This is a genomic window from Domibacillus sp. DTU_2020_1001157_1_SI_ALB_TIR_016 (assembly GCF_032341995.1).
Lineage (GTDB): Bacteria > Bacillota > Bacilli > Bacillales > Domibacillaceae > Domibacillus > Domibacillus indicus_A.
Genome location: NZ_CP135438.1, coordinates 106623 through 127755 on the forward strand (window position 1 = coordinate 106623; position 21133 = coordinate 127755).

At 39.7% G+C, this 21133-nt stretch carries 17 protein-coding genes, 2 pseudogenes and 1 riboswitch; of the genes and pseudogenes, 9 read left to right on the forward strand and 10 right to left on the reverse strand.

Annotated features, from left to right (window positions below; translation table 11 throughout):
- The first annotated feature begins 148 nt into the window (after positions 1-148).
- Positions 149-613, forward strand: a complete 465-nt coding sequence (locus RRU94_RS00475; RefSeq protein WP_315691328.1) for a C40 family peptidase — start codon at positions 149-151, stop codon at positions 611-613.
- A gap of 244 nt (positions 614-857) precedes the next feature.
- Here RRU94_RS00475 and corA (RRU94_RS00480) read toward each other — a convergent pair whose 3' ends face one another.
- From corA (RRU94_RS00480) to RRU94_RS25610, 4 genes and pseudogenes are all read right to left on the reverse strand, one after another.
- Positions 858-1829, reverse strand: coding sequence for a magnesium/cobalt transporter CorA (gene corA, locus RRU94_RS00480; RefSeq protein ID WP_315691329.1), 972 nt, complete (start codon positions 1827-1829; stop codon positions 858-860).
- 223 nt (positions 1830-2052) lie between these two features.
- Positions 2053-2217, reverse strand: a riboswitch (M-box (ykoK) riboswitch).
- A gap of 70 nt (positions 2218-2287) precedes the next feature.
- Entirely contained in the window at positions 2288-3241 is a 954-nt protein-coding gene (corA, locus tag RRU94_RS00485) for a magnesium/cobalt transporter CorA (protein WP_315691330.1), read from the reverse strand.
- A gap of 501 nt (positions 3242-3742) precedes the next feature.
- A complete protein-coding gene (locus RRU94_RS00490) occupies positions 3743-4924 on the reverse strand; it encodes a NupC/NupG family nucleoside CNT transporter (RefSeq protein WP_315691331.1) in 1182 nt (393 codons plus the stop codon).
- 200 nt (positions 4925-5124) lie between these two features.
- Positions 5125-5231, reverse strand: a pseudogene (locus RRU94_RS25610) (YitT family protein); the annotation flags it as partial.
- Between the two features lie 94 nt (positions 5232-5325).
- Here RRU94_RS25610 and RRU94_RS00495 point away from each other — a divergent pair.
- The 3 genes and pseudogenes from RRU94_RS00495 to RRU94_RS00505 all read left to right on the forward strand — a co-directional run.
- A pseudogene (locus RRU94_RS00495) lies at positions 5326-5609 on the forward strand (MarR family transcriptional regulator); the annotation flags it as partial.
- Between the two features lie 43 nt (positions 5610-5652).
- Positions 5653-6171: a spermidine/spermine N(1)-acetyltransferase gene (locus tag RRU94_RS00500; RefSeq protein ID WP_315691332.1), complete on the forward strand. Its 519-nt coding sequence runs from the start codon at positions 5653-5655 to the stop codon at positions 6169-6171.
- A 20-nt stretch (positions 6172-6191) separates the two neighbouring features.
- Positions 6192-6815 carry an FMN-binding negative transcriptional regulator gene (locus RRU94_RS00505; RefSeq protein ID WP_315691333.1) on the forward strand — a complete coding sequence of 208 codons (624 nt, stop codon included), beginning with the start codon at positions 6192-6194 and terminating at the stop codon, positions 6813-6815.
- A gap of 144 nt (positions 6816-6959) precedes the next feature.
- Here the strand turns inward: RRU94_RS00505 and RRU94_RS00510 are convergent, their stop codons facing one another.
- From RRU94_RS00510 to RRU94_RS00520, 3 genes are all read right to left on the reverse strand, one after another.
- Positions 6960-8318 (reverse strand): transposase, encoded by a 1359-nt coding sequence (locus tag RRU94_RS00510; protein ID WP_315691334.1) that lies wholly within the window; start codon positions 8316-8318, stop codon positions 6960-6962.
- A gap of 330 nt (positions 8319-8648) precedes the next feature.
- Complete coding sequence (locus tag RRU94_RS00515; RefSeq protein ID WP_315691335.1) at positions 8649-9368, reverse strand: DUF3221 domain-containing protein; 720 nt, start codon at positions 9366-9368, stop codon at positions 8649-8651.
- A 224-nt stretch (positions 9369-9592) separates the two neighbouring features.
- Positions 9593-9937, reverse strand: coding sequence for a Na-translocating system protein MpsC family protein (locus RRU94_RS00520; protein ID WP_315691336.1), 345 nt, complete (start codon positions 9935-9937; stop codon positions 9593-9595).
- A gap of 284 nt (positions 9938-10221) precedes the next feature.
- Here RRU94_RS00520 and fdhF point away from each other — a divergent pair, with 284 nt between their 5' ends.
- From fdhF to RRU94_RS00540, 4 genes are all read left to right on the forward strand, one after another.
- Positions 10222-13161 carry a formate dehydrogenase subunit alpha gene (gene fdhF / locus RRU94_RS00525; protein ID WP_315691337.1) on the forward strand — a complete coding sequence of 980 codons (2940 nt, stop codon included), beginning with the start codon at positions 10222-10224 and terminating at the stop codon, positions 13159-13161.
- Positions 13162-13178: 17 nt separating this feature from the next.
- A complete protein-coding gene (locus RRU94_RS00530) occupies positions 13179-13652 on the forward strand; it encodes a helical membrane plugin domain-containing protein (protein ID WP_315691338.1) in 474 nt (157 codons plus the stop codon).
- Between the two features lie 140 nt (positions 13653-13792).
- A complete protein-coding gene (gene fdhD, locus RRU94_RS00535; protein ID WP_410492959.1) occupies positions 13793-14557 on the forward strand; it encodes a formate dehydrogenase accessory sulfurtransferase FdhD in 765 nt (254 codons plus the stop codon).
- Between the two features lie 437 nt (positions 14558-14994).
- Positions 14995-15867 carry a YitT family protein gene (locus tag RRU94_RS00540; protein ID WP_315691340.1) on the forward strand — a complete coding sequence of 291 codons (873 nt, stop codon included), beginning with the start codon at positions 14995-14997 and terminating at the stop codon, positions 15865-15867.
- A 271-nt stretch (positions 15868-16138) separates the two neighbouring features.
- Here the strand turns inward: RRU94_RS00540 and RRU94_RS00545 are convergent, their stop codons facing one another.
- Positions 16139-17497: an RNA-guided endonuclease TnpB family protein gene (locus tag RRU94_RS00545; RefSeq protein ID WP_315691341.1), complete on the reverse strand. Its 1359-nt coding sequence runs from the start codon at positions 17495-17497 to the stop codon at positions 16139-16141.
- A gap of 262 nt (positions 17498-17759) precedes the next feature.
- Complete coding sequence (locus RRU94_RS00550; RefSeq protein WP_315691342.1) at positions 17760-18002, reverse strand: hypothetical protein; 243 nt, start codon at positions 18000-18002, stop codon at positions 17760-17762.
- A 572-nt stretch (positions 18003-18574) separates the two neighbouring features.
- Here RRU94_RS00550 and RRU94_RS00555 point away from each other — a divergent pair.
- Positions 18575-19417: an SDR family NAD(P)-dependent oxidoreductase gene (locus RRU94_RS00555; protein ID WP_315691343.1), complete on the forward strand. Its 843-nt coding sequence runs from the start codon at positions 18575-18577 to the stop codon at positions 19415-19417.
- A gap of 950 nt (positions 19418-20367) precedes the next feature.
- On the opposite strand, the gene RRU94_RS00560 is transcribed toward RRU94_RS00555, so the two are convergent.
- Entirely contained in the window at positions 20368-21075 is a 708-nt protein-coding gene (locus tag RRU94_RS00560) for a galactosyltransferase-related protein (protein ID WP_315691344.1), read from the reverse strand.
- Positions 21076-21133: the final 58 nt, after the last annotated feature.

Here is a 21133-nt window from a genome sequence, read left to right on the forward strand (position 1 = left end):
AAATATTCAATTGTAACTTTTCTGTAATACCAAATTAATATGGCTGTGATTTTCTTTTCATCATTTCCAAGTAAAATATAACTATCAAATACAAACTTAGTTATCTAGTTAAATATTTAGTTATCTAGTTAATATACGGAGGTTCATTTTGAAGAAAGTAATTGTCAGTTCTATGACAGCAATCACACTTTTGTTTGGCAGCATGACAACATCATTCGTTTCTCAACCACACGCGGTAGAAGCCGCTTCAAATTATAAACAAAAAGCAATTAGCGAGGGTAAAAAAGTACTTGGCACGCCATATAAATGGGGTGGAACAACCACAAAAGGTTTTGACTGCTCAGGCTTCATTGGATACGCCTTTAAGAAAGCAGGCAAAACGTTACCTAGAACAACTGCTGAAATATATAAAAAAGGAAAAGCTGTGTCTAAATCTAACCTTCAAAAAGGAGATTTAGTATACTTTCAAACCTATAAAAAAGGTCCCTCTCACATGGGAATTTATCTAGGCAATAATGAATTTATTCACGCTTCTTCTTCGAAGGGTGTATCCATTACTACCTTGAGCAACAGCTATTGGAAAAAAAGATACATCGGAGCAAAACGATTATAAATTAGCTTTTCGCAACTTATAGACAAAAAGAACATACAAAAAACTGTTTAAGCGGGGCGTAGGATCTTCTACGCCCCGCTTGCCGTTTTCTTAAGTTGTTGTAAGAATGGCCTGATAATCATTCCTTAATGCAAAATAAGTTATTTCCATTCAGACGACAGTTATGAATACTTAAAAATGAAAAAGGCTCATGATTACGCACGAAGTAATCATGGGCCTTTTTCTTCTTACATGTTTTGATTCGTTACAAAAGCTGCTTCTTTTTAAAATATCTCCACATTCCAAACGTCAAAAGGATGAGTGCCGAAAGAATAATAACAGTGGCGAAGGGAGAATCCTGATAAGGCAGAGGCACATTCATCCCGAAAAAACCTGTCACAAAGGTTAAAGGCAGCATAATGGTTGAAATCAATGTAAGAACATTTAATTTTTCGGAGGATTTTGCATTGATGATGGAATAATACGTATCCAATGCGCTGTTAACCAGATCCCTGAATGTTTCAGTCGCATCGACAATCCTCTCCAGATGATCAAGCAAATCCGTGTAAAATGGAACATTTTCTTCTCTAATATCGAACTTCCATTTACCATTAACCGTTAAAAAGATCCTGCGCTGCGGTAAGATCACCCGCCGGATCAATATAATTGTTCGTTTTAGGGCTAAAAACTCTTCCGTGACACCCCGGATGGATTCATCATAAATCTCGTTTTCTAACTCATCGATACGAATACTAATTCGGTCAAGGATAGGGAAATATTCATCTGTAATCCCATCAATTAAAGCGTATAAAAGAAAATCCGCTCCTTTATCCATATATTTCGTACTTCTAGAACAGATCGCATCCATTTGTCCAAGCCATCTTAACTTGTGCTTATGAATGGTTACCACATAGTTTGGACCAACGAAAACGTTAAGCTCAAGAGTTGTAATTTCGTTATCACTTTCCTCGTTATACCGCAGGGCATGGAGAACGAAAAACTGATAATCCTCGTAGTTATCCATCTTCGCCCGCGGGCTGTCATGAAGGCAGTCCTCAATGGCCAAAGGATGAAAATCAAAAATCTTGGCTATTTCGTATAATTCACGGCTTTGTACATCATAGATATCAATCCATAACAAACTATCGGCATGGCTTAAATGCTTATGAACATCCGATAAGTTGATATTAGAGACCATTTCTTGTTTATCATTTCGATAAAGATATGTTTTAATCATTGATCATTCACCTCGTTTAATTTATCCGAGGCATTTAAAAGCTGCTGGATTCCTCCTGGATAGTATATGAGGAATAGAAACACCTTGGATGCCTCACTTTGATGCTGTTCTTAAAATGGCTTATCGAATGCGGGTCGTCAGTGCCCATTTCTTCCTCACCTCCAAGACAAATAAAAGGCCCCTTTCGAACAGAAAGGGGCCGTAAAAAGTCTATTTACGTTTTACATGTCCCCCCTTGTTGAGTTTTAGCACTGTATAGCATAGGCATGAACCAGCTGCGTTAAGAAAAACCTTAATCCGATCTTTCCTGTTGACCCATTGGCGTCTTTCGACATTTTTGGGCAGCAGCGTATCTCTATACAGGAGCCTCACCTAACAGAAGACGTATTGAACTATTAATACTATATGCAACCAGCCACTTTGCGTCAAATGATTTTACAATCAAAATCCAAACTTTTTTATTCGCTGTCAAACCAGCCTTTAGACTTAAACCAAATAAACATTCCCAACCCAATAAAGAACATCATGCCTAAGATTATATAGTATCCAAAATGCCATTTTAATTCGGGCATATTTTCAAAATTCATTCCATAAATCCCGGCAATAAAAGTTAAAGGCATAAAAATCGTCGTAATCACGGTTAGGGTTTTCATAATATTGTTCATCCGAAAAGAGTTTAACGATATGTAATTGTCTCTTATATCCGAGGTCAGCTCCCGGTTTGATTCAATCATTTCACTCAGCTTGAGGAGATGATCGTATATATCCTGAAAATAAGCCCGCTTTTGTTCCTGAATAATAAACCTTTTTGATTCTAGTATCCTGTATATTAACTCTCTCATTGGCATGACGGTTCGTCTTAGTTTCAGCAAATCTTTTCGAACTCCAAATACTTTGTTAATGAGCGTATCCGTCGCTTTTTTTGATCCGTAATAGTTTTCAACAGATAGTAGATAATCCTCCAATTCCTGAACCATCGGAAAAAAACTGTCTACAATTTTATCCATAATTTTGTAGCCTATTTCAACAGGTCTAAAACGATTAACATCTGTAGCCTTCTCAAACATTTCCCATACAGCATTTATTTCCTTCAGATCTTGAAAATGAAAAGAGACGATGAAGTTCTCTCCCATAAACAGGTCTACCTCATGTGCTTCCAGTGTTTTGTTATTCAATGCATGAATAACAAGAAAGCTAAGGCTTTCATAGTACTCCAGCTTGGGACGCTGAAGAAAATGTACGCAGTCTTCAATCGCAAGTGGATGAAACTGAAAATGACTGCTAAGTAAGAAAATTTCCTCTTTAGTCGGCATGTTAAAGTCTACCCAATACCAATCCATTTCAACGAGAGTATCCAATGCTGGGTTAATGAGCAGCTGCTTTTCTTTGTCCACAGCAAGTATTCTAATCATAAGATTCTCCTGACCCCTGTTTATTTATTCTTTCTAACTCTCAACATCTTTATCTTATTATTATTGGCTGTACTTTTTACACTCTTCCTCCGTGTGTTCGGTATGTATGAACAAATAGTTAAAGAAGTTTAAAACAGTTTCTAACAAGAACTTCTTTTTCCTGCCTCCCGCTCGGCTCAAAATGCGTTTCCCTCAAACGGTTTAGTGATGTGCAAAAAGAAAAACTGAATTCCCTATATTGTACAACAGAGATTTCAGTTTTTCTTTTTTATAAACCGTTTAACTTTATTTTAATCCATTTAAACCACCGGATAACGGTCATTGAATACTTCAAAACCTGGCTAGACTTTCCCCTTCCCCCATTACCACTAATAGATCCTTTATGAATAATTTGATCTGGAGACAGGGATACAATAACATCGTTGCCACTTACAATGGCCATGACGCTGATGCTGTATACAGTACGGATTTCAAGCTCCTGCAGCCTTTTCCTTTCTTTTCTTAAAGAAACAGGCCGACAATTGTTGCGGAAAGAACAGAAGCCATCGTTGCCACCAAAAGCATTTTCAAACCAAAACCAGCCACTCTTGCTCCTTGCTCCCGGCTAAAGCTTTGCACGGTTCCTTGGATAATTCCGATTGATGAGAAGTTTGCAAAACTGATTAAGAATACAGATACGATACCGACAGTTTTGGCAGTTAAGGTATCAAGTAACGGAGCAAAGCCCAGCATTGCAACGAATTCGTTTGCCAATATTTTCGTTGCCATAACTGCCCCTGCTTGAACAGATTCCGCAATCGGAATTCCCATTACAATTGCAACCGGTGATAACACATAACCAAGGATGGTTTCAAGCTTCATGCCTGTCACCCCTTCAATGCCATAGTTAATCATCGCGAGCAATGATACATAAGCGATCAGCATAGCGGCAACGATACCAGCTACTTTAATGCCATCCACCGCGCCATTTCCAATTGCCTCGAACAGAGACTGCTCCCTGACCATTTCACTAATATTAACATCTACATTCTCTTCTTTTACTGGTGCAACGATTGTGGCTAAAATCAAACCACTCATAATGTTAAGCGGAAGCGCAACTAACACGTACTCTGCCGGGATCATTGTCATATAAGCAGCGACAATGGAAGCAGACACAGAAGTCATCGAGGCTGTCGTCGCAACAAATAACTGGTTTAAATTAAAACCAGGAAGTTGGTTTTTAATCGCCACAATGGCGCCGGTATCTCCAAAGATTGAAGATGTGACGACAGAGAATGACTGGATGCGTGGAAGGCCTGTTAGTTTTGCAATCGCCCCACCCAGGTACTTAATTGTCAAAGGCAAAATGCGGATGTAGTTTAAGATCGACAGCAAGGTGGATGTAAAAACGATCAGCAGCAGTACATTGATAAAGAATACCGTCTGACCTTCAGGAACTAACCCACCAAGGACAAAGTTAATCCCTTCATTACCAAACATCATTATTTTTGCAAAACCTGCCGCAATGGCTTTGAGGATCTGTCCGCCGATGTTTGTATTAAGCATAAATGCTGCAACGGCCAACTGAAGTACGAATAAAATTCCGATTGCACGATAATTGATATTCTTCTTATCATTTGATAACAAGTAAGCTGTACCAAACGTAAGAATGATTCCGACGATACCCACTAAAATACTTGTCATGTTAAGTCTCCATCTTGTTGTTTTTGCCTTGCACGAAAAAAACACGAGCAGTCGAACGGTGAAAGTCATTCACTGCTGAAAAGAAAACGAACTGATTATCCTGCTGTTTTTCAGGCCTCTTCCGTATTATGGACAACAGCAGGAGTAACCATGCGTCCCAAGTGTCTATTGGTTAAGGATCTTCTGCTTCTTAACACCAAAGGTGAAGTTCTAAGGTCTGATTGTATAGTGAAAGAAATACCGAGGGTTAATAGTAAAATTCCTAATACATAAAAACATACTTCACTTTACCCGACCTCTTTATCATTATTTTTTATTGCAAACGCAACAAATTTAAGTTAAATTTAATATGTGTTATTTTTATTGCATTTGCAACAAAAATGCGTGCTAAGGAGTTAATTATGGAGGAAATTCCTCTTGAAATTGGAATGATAGCAAGGTCATTAGATTCTAATAAGTAATATAGAATTTAAAGAATATAAACTTACAAAAGGGCAGTATTTATACCTTGTGCCAATATGTGAAAACCCAGGAATCATTTAAGAAAAGTTAGCTGAGATGATAAAAGTAGACCGAACAACAGCGGCTCGTGTTATTAAAAAACTTGAAATTAATAGCTTTATTGAAAAGAAAGATGATGAACATAACAGAAAAAATTAAGAAACTCTTTCCAGCAGAAAAAGGAAACAAGAGAAATTATTGATTATATAAAGGAGCGACATATTGAAATGACTATAAATATAAAAAAGTGTACCCTTGAAGATTCACGCAAACTTCAAGAAATTAGTTATGAAACATTTAATGAGACATTTAAGCATCAGAATTCACCCGAAAATATGAATGCCTATTTGGAAAGGGCATTTAACTTAAAACAATTAGAAAAAGAATTATCCAATGTTTCTTCGCAATTCTTTTTTGTTTATTTTAATCATGAAGTCGCTGGATATTTAAAGATCAATACCAATGATGCTCAGTCTGAAGAAATGGGCGATGAATCACTTGAAATCGAGAGGATTTATATAAAGAACAAATTTCAAAAACATGGGCTTGGTAAATATCTGCTAAATAAAGCTATCGAAATTGCGGTGGAGCGTAATAAAAAGGAAATCTGGCTGGGCGTATGGGAAAAAAACGAAAATGCTATTGCTTTCTATAAGAAAATGGGATTTGTTCAAACTGGGGTCCACTCTTTTTATATGGGTGATGAAGAACAGATGGACTTTATAATGACCAAAATACTAAAATAACTTTATAAAGGTGGATTATTATGTATATTCCGAAATATTTTAAGGTTACAAATATTGGTGAAATTTGGGGTTTTGTTCAAAAAAACTCTTTTGGCACGATTGTCACAACAAAACAAGGGATACCAATTGCCACTCATTTGCCTTTAGGATTAAGTAAAAAAGGTGATGATTACTATATTACTGGGCATATGGCTTATGGAAATCCTCAGTGGAGAACATTTGAAACCAGTGAAAATGTGCTTGTTATGTTTCAGGGACCACACGCTTATATCTCTTCTTCTTGGTATGGGCATGAAGAAGTTCCAACATGGAACTATCAAGCCGTCCATGTATATGGTAAAGCAAGCATTTTAGAGAAGAATGAAGTAATAGAAGAACTAACAATAATGCTGAAAAAATATGAAGAAAATCGTAAAAATCCTGTTTTATGGGATAAACTTTCTCCTCAACTCTTAGAAAGTGAAATGAAAGGAATTGTTGGATTTAAGATTAAGGTGGGAGAAATTCAGGCTGCATATAAATTAAGTCAGAACCGAAATGAGACGGATTATATGAACATCATTGATAAATTACAAAATGAAGGAGATCCAAATTCGAAACAAATGGCGGAACTGATGGAAGAGAGATTAAAAAATCACATATAAGCCCACTTTTATTCGACCTTCAGATGCAAGAATTAAAGAACAGAACGGAGCTGTCATATTGGCAGCTTCTTGTGAACCTCTCCACCTAAATCAAAGATTTTGATGGAGCATCCCTTATCTTGAATACGGTACAACATCAGCGGGTTAAGCTTCCTTCGGAAGCCCGAGTGCATGATGGAGACTAATGAACGAAGACAAGGTCTGGGATGTCCTTATTGCCAGCTCAGGAACTTTTGCCTGAAGTGACAACCATTTCGTTTCCGAAATGGTTTTTTGAAAAGCCCGAATGAAATAACGGGCCCCGATATTATAAGAAGCGGACAAATCCGCGTGATAGACTTTGCCCGTTGAAAACGTGGCAAGGTCTTTTTTCCGGTTCCGTTCCACTTTTCCAGAGCCATCAAATGCCAGGGCGCTGGTGTTTCGCGGATTGATCCGGGATATACGCATGCCCAGGCAGTGCGCCATTTCTTCCACTTTGTTCTGGATGCCTATTTTTCGCCATCCGTGAAGCTTGAAACGTAGTTTCCTGGCTCCATAAAATCCTTTTGGAATTTTTATTTTGCCCAGATATTCGAATACGATGACGTCACAGCCATGCTTTGCTGCAAATTTTATAATTTCCTGGCTTGTGTGGCGGACAATATGCTGCTGGTACCCATTGATCTGTCGCCAAAAATTCGGTGCCTCAATGCGGCCGCTTGCCCGCTGGGCTTTCCGCAGCTTGTTCGTTAACGTCTGCAGACGGTCTTTTTCTTTAGGCTGGTCAATAAACTTCCGGCCTAAGACAGTGCCTCTTACATCGATAATTGAACAAACCGCAGAGTTCGTCAGTCCGAGATCTACCGCGCACACTTTTTGTTCTTGAATAGGCGTTTTTGCTAAAGTGACTTTGTTTTCATAGCTGATGGAAAGGAAGAACTTCTTTCCCCGCTTAATCAGCTTAGGGTTGTTCTCTTTCCATTCCCAGACACCCCGTTTATAAAGGTCCTGCCCTTTAAATTCGATATCTGTCCATACCCAGTCATTCTGGTAGAATACCTTGATTTGCGCAGTCGTATCAGACGTCCTGTTGAACATGTTTCCGCGATAAAAAACGGGGAACTCTTTATGTTTCACTTGCAGCCGTGGAGGCTGTTTTTTAAACTTTTTTCCTTCGGAAAGAGCGTATTTCTGCTCTTTTTCCCACTTTTGATAGTTAGAGCGGAAGCTCTTTACTTTGCCAAAAGCGAAAGCAATAGCACTTCTGCGAAAATAGGACGGAAACTTGTAAAAACGTTCGTTAAATTCTTTGTATTTCGGAAGAGGGTTTGATCTAGTTGCGTGAATCAGTTTTTCTACTGCCGGCACAATTGATTTTGTTGTCAGGTCGTCGGTATGATCAAACTCTTTGTCGATCACTTGAATGATGAAAGACAGGGCGTCATTATAAATATCCAGCGTATCATTGAAGATTTTCGTATGGTTTGTAATTTTGTGCAGCAGTGACTTCGCAACTTTCATGATCAAACCCTCCTTTCCATTTTTTAGTCCTTACGATACGTTGATCGTATCAAAATGGAAATCAATTGTAAAACGAAAAGAGAATCAATATGAGTGATTATAAATAAGAAGCGGCAATGGGTCTAATGAAAAAATATATAGAAGAGTAGGAAGAATTAAGACCTTAGCGCCTAACCCCCACTAAATCGGGGATTTTGAAGGGGAATGCGGCGCTAATTTTTTGTTCAAAAAAAAGTCTGTATCGCAGATTACTTAGTAATCTGCGATACAGACTTTATCTATCGATAACTAATTGTCCTTATATATTTAACTCTTAGCGCTCTTTTTTTGTTACTCTTGTACGGTTCTTACTTTTAATGCATTTGCATTTGAAGGTGCAGACAAGTTGGCTTCATCGTATTCAACCACAACCTTTTGCCCGACGTTTAAGGATGATTTTGTTCTTTCATGAATTTTATTTAAGTTAAATACATAACCTTTACCATCATATTTTTCTTTTATAAGGGAATCTATCTGTTCCTCGTTCCCCATTATTTCTTCTTTCTTTATTTCAGTAATTACCCGTATTTCATCCTCGGTTTTTTTCACGATATATCCTTCTGCCACATAGCTTTCTGGTGCCTCTGTATCTTCATTTTTAAAAAGCAGCTTTTTTAATTTTTCACTTTGTGCTTTACTTAGTTTTCCGTAGCCTTCTTCCTTGCTCTGCAGAGAGATGATTCCATCTTTCAGATAGACTTCATACTCAAATAATCGTTCAGGCATGTTTTTTTCATAGGTATAGAAAAAAGTAGCTTCTAGCTTTCTATCCGGTTGAATTTCTGCCATTGCCCCTGGCTCCCATTGGACTTCCCTAAATGCTTTTCTTATGATATCTAAATCTTTCTCTTCCGTAATAATAGCAAAGTCAGTCTTTGATTGCGGAATTGTTTCCCGTATATCTACCCTGGTAAGCTGGTCCAAATCAAATTCTTCTGGTGCTTTATTGGAGCAGCCGATTACAAAAAGTGCCATAAGGCTGATAAAAAGGCAAACGAGTCTTTGACGCAATAAATGTTCCTCCTGAAGTTTCTGGAATAATAGTGCATTTAAGTTTAACACAGGAATTTACTCACAGAAAATAGAGGACCCCATCTTTTGGCCAATCTTTTTTTATGCCCTGGATGCTAATAAGCTTACTATGTAAAATCGTGAGGCCATTTGATAGTTGACCCTTACCGGTTAAACTCTTCTTTGCGGTAAAGTATTTTTAAAAAATAAACATCGATAACTAATTATCTAACTGGCTTTTCGAAAATAAAAACCGAAATTGCCAGGTCCTCTTCTATTTTAATATCATTAAATAAATGCAGTAATTTAGATCCAACCAGCTCTTCTAAACCTTCAGGCATATTTTCTTTGTATAATTCTTGTATCATAACCGTTCGTGCATTATGAATCATTTGCTGCCCTTCTGCTGTCTTTGAAATGAATTTTTCCGATACGGTCAAATTTCCATGCATTTTGGTGACAGCCATATTTTCAACGAAATAAGTGTAAATTTTTTCTGGTCCTTTTCCGAATAAATCTTTTCTTACTTTTCGAATAATCTCATTGAAAGCGGCTTCTTTTTTCATCATCCCTCATCCCTTCTATCAACTATTATACGGTGAAAAACAAAAAAACGAAAAATAAATTCCTTGCCATCTTGTCTTTTCAACTAAGAGAGGTATAATTATCCTTATAATAATGAAAATACAATGGAATTCTTAATAATTTTTTGTTAAGGCTCTATTACATAATTTTATGGTGGAATGGCACATTAGTAGGCATATGCTAATTGGTTAATCCAGCACAATAAGCACCCTAGAGGTGTTTGCTGTGCTGGATTTTTTTATTCCCTGATAAAAAGGAGAGCACTGCAATGAATCAGGAATACATAAAAATCTATGTGGATCATCAAGAGTACCATGTACAGCCTGGTACAAGTATTTTAGAAGCCGTTAACCAGACTGGCCTTGCCCTTCCGCAAGTGTGTTACGTGCCGGAAGTAGATCCTATCCAAACCTGTGATACATGTATTGTCGAAGCGGACGGGAAATTAGTGCGTTCTTGTGCCACACCCGTATCTCATGGAATGAATATCTCGCTTTCGTCTGAGCGGGCGAAGGCTGCCCAGACAGAAGGAATGGACCGGCTGCTTGAAAACCATATGCTGTACTGTACAGTGTGTGATAACAATAATGGAAACTGCACACTGCACAATACGGTCGAAATGATGGGCATTGAGCATCAAAAATATCCCTTTACTCCAAAAGCAGACCTAACAGAAGTAGACATGACCCACCCTTTTTACCGCTATGACCCAAACCAGTGTATCGCCTGCGGCCAGTGCGTGGAAGTATGTCAAAATCTGCAAGTCAATGAAACTCTCTCGATTGACTGGGAAGCAGAACGCCCACGCGTGCTATGGGATAAGAAGGGTACGACTATTAATGATTCTTCCTGTGTAGGCTGCGGCCAATGTGTTACGGTCTGCCCTTGTAATGCGTTAATGGAAAAATCAATGCTCGGTGAAGCCGGATTTATGACAAAAATGGAACCTAGTTTATTAAATCCGATGATTGATCTTGTAAAAGATGTGGAGCCTGGATACAGCGGCATTTTTGCTGTTTCTGAAATTGAAGCAGCAATGCGTGAAACAAGAACGAAAAAAACAAAAACCGTATGCACATTTTGCGGTGTCGGCTGCTCTTTTGAAGTATGGACAAAAGGCCGGAAAATTCTTAAAGTACAGCCAACGTCCAAAGCACCTGTTAATGCCATTTCAACTTGTGTAAAAGGCAAATTCGGCTGGGATTTTGTGAACAGCGAAGAACGGATTACCACTCCTTTAATCCGCCAAGGCGATGAGTTTGTAGAAGCAACATGGGAAGAAGCATTGAATCTTGTTGCAAGCAAGCTTGGAGGTATTAAAGAGCAGTACGGCAGCGATGCCCTCGGCTTTATCTCTTCTTCTAAAATGACCAATGAAGAAAATTACTTGATGCAAAAAATGGCCCGCCAAGTATTTGAAACGAATAACGTGGATAACTGCTCACGCTACTGCCAGTCTCCTGCTTCCTGGGGATTGCAGCAAACCGGAGGCATTGGCGGTGACTCAGGCACCATTAAGGATATTGCGTCCGCCGGTCTTGTGATTTTAGTCGGCTGTGCGCCTGCTGAAGGTCACCCGGTGCTGGCGACACGCATTAAACGCGCACATAAACTGCATGGGCAAAAGTTAATTACGGTTGACCTGCGCAGACATGAAATGGCGGATCGTGCAGACCTGTTTGTTCGCCCAAAACAAGGAACGGATTATGTATGGCTTGCCGCTGTGGCAAAATATATGATCGACCACGGCTGGCATGACCAGGCGTTTGTTGACGAAAAAGTAAACTTCTTTGATGAGTACGTTAAAGGGCTGGAGCGCTTTACGCTTGAATTTGCCGAAAAAGAAACAAATATCCCAAAAGAAATACTCATTCAAATGGCTGAAATGATCCGTGATGCGGACGGAACGGCTATTTGCTGGGGTATGGGTGTCACGCAAAACGTAGCGGGCTCTTACACATCTGCCGCTATTGCAAACCTACTTCTTGTTACCGGCAATATGGCGCGTCCGGGCGCAGGCGCGTACCCGCTGCGCGGCCATAATAATGTCCAGGGCGCAGCGGATATGGGGACAATGCCAAACATCTTCCCTGGTTACCAGTCTGTGACAAACGATGAGGTCCGCGCTAAATTTGAACAAGCATATGGTGTTGCCATTTCCCCAAAACCGGGCCTTGATAATATCGAAATGCTTGCCGCGATTGATAAAGGCGATTTAAAAGGCATGTATATTGCAGGCGAAGATATGGCATGGGTAGATGCGGACTCTAACCATACACAGGATATGCTGGCGAAATTAGATTTCCTCGTTGTGCAGGAGATTTTCTTTACGACAACGGCTCAATTTGCCGATGTGATTTTGCCAGGTGCGCCGTCATTAGAAAAAGAAGGAACCTTTACAAATACAGAACGCCGTGTGCAGCGTCTGTACCAATCACTTGAGCCGCTTGGAGACAGCAAGCCGGACTGGTGGATTTTTATGCAGATGGCGAAGCGGTTTGGCTATGAATGGAACTATGCTTACCCGAGTGAAATTTTTGCGGAAATGGCAGGCTTAACACCATTTTTCAGCGAGTGTAATTACGATGTATTGGAAGGCTGGAACAGCTTTAGCTGGGGTTCTCCAGACGGAACAGATACGCCGGTTCTTTTCTTAGACGGCTTTAATTTCCCGGACAAAAAAGCGCGTTTTGCCCTATTTGATTACGTACCGCCAGTGGAATATCCGGCAGAATTTGATTTAACACTTAACAATGGCCGGCTGCTGGAACAGTTCCATGAAGGAAATATGACCAACAAATCAAACGGCATGAACAAAAAGCTGCCAACCGTTTTCGTCGAAGTTTCACCGGAACTCGCAAAAGAGCGCGGTGTAGAAAGCGGCTCACTCGTCCGCCTTGTGTCACCATACGGTTCCATTAAGCTGAATGCCCTGGTAACCGACCGTGTTCAAGGTACGGAAGTGTATGTGCCTATGCACTCGACGAGCCATGAAAATGCAGTGAACCTTCTAACCGGAAATGGATTTGATATTATCACCCATACACCGGCTTATAAGCAAACAAAGGTACGAATGGAAGTATTGAGCGTCAACGGAGAAAATCCGCTGCCGAAAACAAGCCCAAGAAACAAAAAACGCTACCCTCAAAACGGAGTGGAAGTTGAGCGCAAGTGGAAACGGCCAGGATATGTTTCACTGGTTGACTAATTAGAGGAGGCAAAAGAATGGCAAGTCCAATTCGCACACTTAAAAAGCGCAAGTGGAGTGAAGAAGAAAAAAAGCAGCAGTCACTTCATAAGCTGACAGACAGTTTAACAGAAAACGAAGAAGCCCTTCAAAAAACAATGGCTGTTGTCCGCGAGCTGCACGACAGCGGTATTCTTGAAGCGGCAGAATCCATGCTCAAAGCGAAAGAAAATATTGCAGAGGTAGCATTAGGCCAGGTAAGCCGGAAAGAAGTCACCTCCCTCATCAACAATGTAATGGCTGCGGCCGGCATTTTAACCGCCATTGATCCGGAACAAACGAAAAAGTTATTAGCAGGTATCGCCAGCGGGCTGGAAGAAGCAAAAGAAAACAACGATCAAAAAGTCCGCCTGTTTGATTTAATGAAGGCATTGAAAGACCCGGATGTGAACCGGGCGATGAATTTTGGTCTTCACTTTTTAAAAGGTTTAGGAAAAGGAATAAAAGAATAATTCATATATGGGGAAGGACATGCTCCCCCTTCCCTCTCTATATGTAAGAGCTATAAATCCAGCAGAATGCTGGAGTGTTTCGAGTACATTATACATAAAGGGATGGAATGACCGTGGCTCTAACTGAAACAAATCGGAAGATTCTCCGATTCAGCAGCGGAGAGACTGAGTATAAAGAGGATCGTATTGTCACTGAATACCCCGTAACTGTAAAAATTAATAATGAGGAATTTGTTACAATGGTCTGTACGCCAGAGCATATAGAAGATATGGTGATTGGCTATTTAGCTTCTGAAGGGGTTATCCGCAAGTACGAGGATATTCAAGAGATATGGCTGCAGGAAGAAGGATACGTTCATGTAAAAACGGCCAGAATCAATTCTTACTATCAGCAGTTTCATAATAAGCGCTATATTACCTCCTGCTGCGGGGCAAGCAGACAGGGATTTGTTTTTGTAAATGATAAGTTCACCGCAAAGAAGATAAAGAATAGGAACGTTAAAATCTCCGTAGAAGATTGTTTCCGCTTAATGAACGAAATGCAAAGCTCTGCCCAAACGTTCCAGCAGACTGGCGGCGTCCACAACGCAGCTCTCTGCGACCGTAATGGGATTGTTCTAAGCAGAATGGACATTGGGCGTCATAATGCGCTTGATAAAATTTATGGGTATTGTTTAAAAAACCGAATTACAATGCTTGATAAAATTCTTGTTTTCAGCGGCCGCCTTTCATCAGAAATATTATTAAAAGCAGCTAAAATCGGCTGTGAAGTAGTACTCACTAAATCCGCTCCAACAGAATTAGCCCTAAACCTAGCAGAGGAGCTGCAAATCACAACGGTAGGCTTTATCCGCAGCCAATCTTTAAACATCTATACCTGTCCAGAACGAATTTATAACTGTTAAAGCTTGATGTAAAAGTGCCCTGTTCCTTTTCTGCTAAAAACCGATGGACCGTTTAATGCGCGATTAAATGGTGCGTCGGTTGAATCATCAAACACTCAACTAAGCAGTGTGATATATTCCGGAATAGGACACGCTCAGCATTGAATCTCAAGGAGAGCTGCTGTTCGTTTTGTTCTCGTTTAAACGAAAATAATATCAATTAACTATATAAATTTCCTTTTAATAAACGGCTCTGTTAAATGAGAATGTTCATCTCGTTAAACTAACAGTGCCGTTTATTTTGCGTTCTTTCGTATTAAACATAAAAAGAAGGGCCTAACCTCCCCTTCTTCTGTATTTCATTATGTAAACATCACGATTATAAGGCTTAGTTACCAATGATATTCGATACTTATGGTAAGCTTGAATAAGAAAAAATATTTGAAGAGAGGAATTATATGAGTAAAATCAAAAAGCATAAGCCCAGTAAACTTAAAATGATGATGCGAGGATTATTAGTCATCCTCGGGGGATTTATCGCTGCATACGGACTAGAAACCGTATTGATCCCAAACAACGTGTCAGATGGAGGTGTAACAGGCCTTAGTATCGTCGGCTCACAATTATTTGGCTTGCCCTTAGGCATACTTATTGCGGTTCTGAACCTTCCTTTTATCTGGCTAGGATATAAACAAATTGGAAAAAGCTTTGCCATTTTTTCGGTTATCGGCATCGCTTCACTCGCGATTGGCACAATCCTCATGCACCATACACCCGCTATTATTGAAGGCGATACATTGTTAGTGACAGTCGTTGGTGGTATTATCCTTGGTTTCGGGATGGGGTTGGCCTTGCGTAATGGCGGCGCACTAGATGGAATTGATATGCTTGCTGTACTGCTTTCTCGAAAATTACCGTTCGGGACGAGTGATCTTATACTTTTCTTAAACATCTTTGTATTTATTATTGTTTCCACTGTATTCGGCCTGCAAGGAGCTATTCTTTCGGCTATTGCTTACTTTATTGCTTCTAAAGTCATACATATCGTGGAAGAAGGTTTAAGCGGCTCTAAAACCTTCCAAATTATCACCACTGAATCTGAAATAATGGTAGAGACCATACGTGACCGCTTAGGCCGAAGTGCCACGTATAAAGAAGCGTATGGCGGTTTTTCCCATGAAAAATTCAAAGAAATTACATGTGTCATTAACCGCTTAGAAGAAACCAAATTAAAGGAAATCATCAATGAAATTGATCCAGGAGCTTTTGTTACTGTGTATGATGTAGCAGAAGTGAAAGGCGGCAATTTCAAAAAGAACGATATCCATTAAATAAAAATAGCAATACTTACATGGAAAAATCAGCAATAATATTCAACAGAACCAAATAAAAAGAATAGCCCGTGATGGCTATTCTTTTTTATACCCTCGCATTTTTTCTTTTCGTTTAGCCTGAATACACCATACAATTAAATAGGTTACCCAAAAAGAGATAGTCACCATTGGAGCAACCCATTGTCTTATAGCTGAGTGAACCTCTCCACCTAAATCAAAGATTTTGATAGAGCATCCCTTATCTTGAATACGGTACAACATCAGCGGGTTAAGCTTCCTTCGGAAGCCCGAGTGCATGATGGAGACTAATGAACGAAGACAAGGTCTGGGATGTCCTTATTGCCAGCTCAGGAACTTTTGCCTGAAGTGACAACCATTTCGTTTCCGAAATGGTTTTTTGAAAAGCCCGAATGAAATAACGGGCCCCGATATTATAAGAAGCGGACAAATCCGCGTGATAGACTTTGCCCGTTGAAAACGTGGCAAGGTCTTTTTTCCGGTTCCGTTCCACTTTTCCAGAGCCATCAAATGCCAGGGCGCTGGTGTTTCGCGGATTGATCCGGGATATACGCATGCCCTGGCAGCGCGCCATTTCTTCCACTTTGTTCTGGATGCCTATTTTTCGCCATCCGTGAAGCTTGAAACGAAGTTTCCTGGCTCCATAAAATCCTTTTGGGATTTTTATTTTGCCCAGATATTCGAATACGATGACGTCACAGCCATGCTTTGCTGCAAGTTTTATAATTTCCTGGCTTGTGTGGCGGACAATATGCTGCTGGTACCCACTGATCTGCCGCCAAAAATTCGGTGCCTGAATGCGGCCGCTTGCCCGCTGGGCTTTCCGCAGCTTGTTCGTTAACGTCTGCAGACGGTCTTTTTCTTTAGGCTGGTCAATAAACTTTCGGCCTAAGACAGTGCCTCTTACATCGATAATTGAACAAACCGCAGAGTTCGTCAGTCCGAGATCTACCGCGTACACTTTTTGTTCTTGAATAGGCGTTTTTGCTAAAGTGACTTTGTTTTCATAGCTGATGGAAAGGAAGAACTTCTTTCCCCGCTTAATCAGCTTAGGGTTGTTCTCTTTCCATTCCCAGACACCCCGTTTATAAAGGTCCTGCCCTTTAAATTCGATATCTGTCCATACCCAGTCATTCTGGTAGAATACTTTGATTTGCGCAGTGGTAGCGGATGTTTTGTTGAACATATTCCCTTTATAAAAAACAGGAAATTCCTTATGTTCCGTCTGCAGGCGGGGAGGCTGTTTCCTGAATTTCTTCCCTGCGGAAAGAGCATACTTCTGCTCTTTTTCCCAGTTTTGATAGTTAGAGCGGAAGCTCTTGACTTTGCCAAAAGCGGAAGCAATGGCACTTCTGCGGAAGTAGGAAGGAAATTTGTAAAAACGTTCGTTAAATTCTTTGTATTTCGGAAGAGGGTTTGATTTGGTTGCGTGAATCAGTTTTTCTACTGCCGGCACAATTGATTTTGTTGTCAGGTCGTCGGTATGATCAAACTCTTTGTCGATCACTTGAATAATGAAAGACAGGGCGTCATTATAAATATCCAGCGTATCATTGAAGATTTCGGTCCGGTTTGTAATTTTGTGCAGCAGTGACTTCGCAACTTTCATGACCAAACCCTCCTTTCCATTTTTTAGTCCTTATGATACGTTGATCGTATCAAAATGGAAATCAATTGTAAAACAAAAAGAGAATCAATATGAGTGATTATAAATAAGCAGCGGCAATGGGTCTAATGAAAAAATATATAGAAGAGTAGGAAGAATTAAGACCTTAGCGCCTAACCCCACTAAATCGGAGATTTTGAAGGGGAATGCGGCGCTAATTTTTTGTTCAAAAAAATCACCTTTTTCAAGGTAACCATCCATCACCTCACAAAGCAAGTTTAGCTACTTTTTTCAAATCGGCACAAATTTCTGGAGTTATATATTCAGGAATTTTAATGCCCCAATGACTAGATACTTCATAAACGTACGGTGTAGTGAATTGATGATTCTTTACATTTTCCAGGTTATCGACATCTGCAAAACAATTACCAATATACATCAAATCATCTGTATATTCGTCGTTAACGGGTATTTCTTTATTATAGCCTATGTAACTGGCTAAACTCATTCCCCATCCCCTCCTTCAATCCTCTCTTAACAATACATATCGTTAGCTGAACACGGAATGGTTTCACCACTCTTCAATTATAAATAGGTGTTACTAGCGGATTTTAGTTTAAAGAAAGGCCGCTTCCAGCTTCAGAAGGACAGATAAAAGAGCGAATCCTACATTAAAGAGAGCGATCTAAAAGAATTCAATGAGCGGCACGAAAGGAAAATTTGGGAAGAACCACGCTCTCACACTACTACAATAAAAAGCCAAAGAAGCTGTGTGCCAGTGCTTTTCTTCCCCCATTCCAGAAACGCTGCTTATACATAAAGGTTTAAGGGAATGGTACTTTATGGTACCCGGAACCGTTCATACTCTCAAAGAGCTGCTTCGGTTTCCCTGTCAGTCGATATGAAGGACTGGCTGTGAAAAAAGGCGAACAGAGAGGAAAAGTATCTAGGGAATTACCTCTGACATTCTTGAAAAAGTGTATCAGCGAGAAAGAAGTCGAACTCTCTATTTTAAGTATGTTTACACCAGGTCATATCAGGAATTTATGAACTATAAATAACATAGAAAGGAGAAATTAGATGATTGAAGATAATAAAGTAGCACTGATAACCGGGGCTAACTCTGGCGTTGGGTTGGAACTGGCAAAGAAAATATTATCAAAAGGCTGGGAAGTAGCTGCCTTGATCCGATCTGACTTTCCAAGCAATGATCCACTTATCCTACAAGCGCTTAAAACGCGGCATTTAAGGATATATAAAGCTGATTTAGCCGACTTTTCCAGCCTTAGGAACGCACTTGCCCATATCAAGACCCATGAATCCCGTATCGATTTACTTTTCAACAATGCAGGGGTTTATTTTGATGAATACAAATATTCCAAACAAAAACGTGAGATGCATTTCGAGATGAATACATTGGTGCCTTATATTATAGTGATGGAACTTAAAGAACTGTTATTAAAGGGCACGATGAAAACGGTGATCAATACTTCTTCAAATACTTTACTGGTTTTAAAGAATTTGAATTTAGATACATTAATGAAACCCGGGACAACTCGTTTCAGAAAAATTATCGGTCCTTACGCACACAGTAAGCTGGCGCTCTCTCTTTGGACAAAAAGAATTGCTTCAGACCTATGGACAGAAGGAATAAAGATTCGCAGTGTGTGCCCTGGTCCAAGCAGAACGAAATTGACTAAAGCTAAAGGGCTGCCCACTTTTATGAGGCCGATCCGGAATTTGATTTTTGCGCCTACCAGCAAAGGAGCTTCCCGCTTATACGATGCTGCCTTTAACTTTAGAGACGAAGCAACTGGGATTTTCATAAATAAGGGCAAAGAAACGAAAATAAAGTTTTCAGGGCATGAAGAACTGGTGCTCACTAAACTACATGATATTTACAGAAAGGAATTTGTTGTTTAGTTTTTCACTGCACTAGTGTGACTGTTTTTGTTTGCGGCTCTGTACTGCCAAACTAAGCAGCTGTAAATAATAAAAATCATGAAAGTTTGACTCTTCTAGATAAAAAACCAGAAAATAGGATGACACGTGCAGCAAAGGACAAAAAATGAAATGAAAATACTATCATACTATCCATCAACAGAATCAATTTAAACTGTATGGAATTAGTTTTGAGAGAATACTGAACATTAAACTCGAAGAAAAGGTACTGTTGGCTTCCCTGCCCGTGGATATTAAGGATGAGCTGTGAGAAAAGGCGAACAAACTGGCAAGAGTATGCAGAACATTGCTGCGAAGATTCTTGAAGAGGGATATGAGTAAGAAAGGAATTGAAGCAGGAATTAAACTAGCCAACAGTGTGACTTTAAGAAAAAGGAGTTGATCTACTTTTCGAGTTTAAACAAAACCATAATACCTGTAAATTTTTTTATATTCTTTCTTTTTTCAACTTCTCTGTCATCCAAAATATTGTGATATTTTTTGCAAATAATGTTTTTGGGTCATCCTCAAGAGTTTTTAAAGAGGTATGTTCCATGTCAAGAATACCGTGAACCACACAAGCTTCTACAAAATTTAAATAAATATCCTATACCTCTTTCGTCCATCACAAATTCATCAAACTAGATCATAAATAGCCATGAAAGGACTTAGATTGAGAGACCCTTGATTTCAAATCATATAAAAACCACCTGCGTACAGTTTATTATTTATAAAATAAAAAGGCAGTCGAACGTTTAATTAAATAAAACCTTCAACTGCCTTATAGTATATTGGACTTTTCAGTGACCTCAGGGGCAGCGACGAGGATGTTCACCGCCGCCCCGGGGAAAGAGGAGCGCCTGAAGCAGAAATCACCAGACTTGTAAATTCCTATACAGGTTAGCAGGTAGTTAGTATGAGAAAGAAGAGAACTACAAACCGGATTTTTTACGTACCTTGATCCATTCTTTCATTTCATCCACATTCCCTCTTCTTTTAGCGTATTCTTTATATAATTTATGATTATTTTCAAAGTTGGGATTTCCTTTAGCTTCTGTTCTCGGATGCCAAAGATGGTACAGATTATATTTATTGAGTCTCTTATAAGGACCGCATAAGGTGTTCATTGCATCCCTGAATGCATTGTCCTCTCTGCCCCATCCTACAAATCTTTCATCGAATCCTCCGACCAGGTCGAAGTTTGCCCGGCTAAGCACTGCAAATGCACCTACAGGTTTGTGATCCTTCAACTCAAATCGATCCTTACATTCTACATTGACGGGCAGGGGCCACTGGGCATTGGTTTCCAAAAGTGCTTCGGTACTCGTTTGTGATAAATCCATAATTTTACTGTAAGGAATGAGCCAGGGATGTTTATCAAGCAGTTGAACCGCATCAATTAATAACTGTGGGTCGTATACGACATCTGTATCTATAATCGCAAATACATCTCTTGTCGCTATTTTAGCAGCATTATTTATAGCAAGTGATCTATTAAACAATTCACTATTGCACTCGCCGATACAAATTTCAACCTCGGGCATCATATTTCGATAAAAAGATTGTACCCATTTACATAAAACATCTCTGACCCCATGATCTGGTTTGTAAGGCATCAGCACAGATACTTTTTCTAACATCTCCATTCCTCCAGGTGTCGATCAACCAGCAGCCTGATGTGGTGCTGTGTTCGAAAAC

Bases quoted from the DNA above. Each gene is read 5' to 3' on its own strand.
- corA (WP_315691330.1), bottom strand. From the start codon at position 3,241: ATGATTAGAATACTTGCTGTGGACAAAGAAAAGCAGCTGCTCATTAAC.
- RRU94_RS00520 (WP_315691336.1), bottom strand. From the start codon at position 9,937: ATGATGAAAAAAGAAGCCGCTTTCAATGAGATTATTCGAAAAGTAAGA.
- RRU94_RS00560 (WP_315691344.1), bottom strand. From the start codon at position 21,075: ATGTTAGAAAAAGTATCTGTGCTGATGCCTTACAAACCAGATCATGGG.
- RRU94_RS00490 (WP_315691331.1), bottom strand. From the start codon at position 4,924: ATGACAAGTATTTTAGTGGGTATCGTCGGAATCATTCTTACGTTTGGT.
- RRU94_RS00530 (WP_315691338.1), top strand. From the start codon at position 13,179: ATGGCAAGTCCAATTCGCACACTTAAAAAGCGCAAGTGGAGTGAAGAA.
- RRU94_RS00555 (WP_315691343.1), top strand. From the start codon at position 18,575: ATGATTGAAGATAATAAAGTAGCACTGATAACCGGGGCTAACTCTGGC.
- RRU94_RS00545 (WP_315691341.1), bottom strand. From the start codon at position 17,497: ATGAAAGTTGCGAAGTCACTGCTGCACAAAATTACAAACCGGACCGAA.
- RRU94_RS00500 (WP_315691332.1), top strand. From the start codon at position 5,653: ATGACTATAAATATAAAAAAGTGTACCCTTGAAGATTCACGCAAACTT.
- RRU94_RS00540 (WP_315691340.1), top strand. From the start codon at position 14,995: ATGAGTAAAATCAAAAAGCATAAGCCCAGTAAACTTAAAATGATGATG.
- corA (WP_315691329.1), bottom strand. From the start codon at position 1,829: ATGATTAAAACATATCTTTATCGAAATGATAAACAAGAAATGGTCTCT.
- RRU94_RS00505 (WP_315691333.1), top strand. From the start codon at position 6,192: ATGTATATTCCGAAATATTTTAAGGTTACAAATATTGGTGAAATTTGG.
- RRU94_RS00510 (WP_315691334.1), bottom strand. From the start codon at position 8,318: ATGAAAGTTGCGAAGTCACTGCTGCACAAAATTACAAACCATACGAAA.
- RRU94_RS00550 (WP_315691342.1), bottom strand. From the start codon at position 18,002: ATGAGTTTAGCCAGTTACATAGGCTATAATAAAGAAATACCCGTTAAC.
- fdhF (WP_315691337.1), top strand. From the start codon at position 10,222: ATGAATCAGGAATACATAAAAATCTATGTGGATCATCAAGAGTACCAT.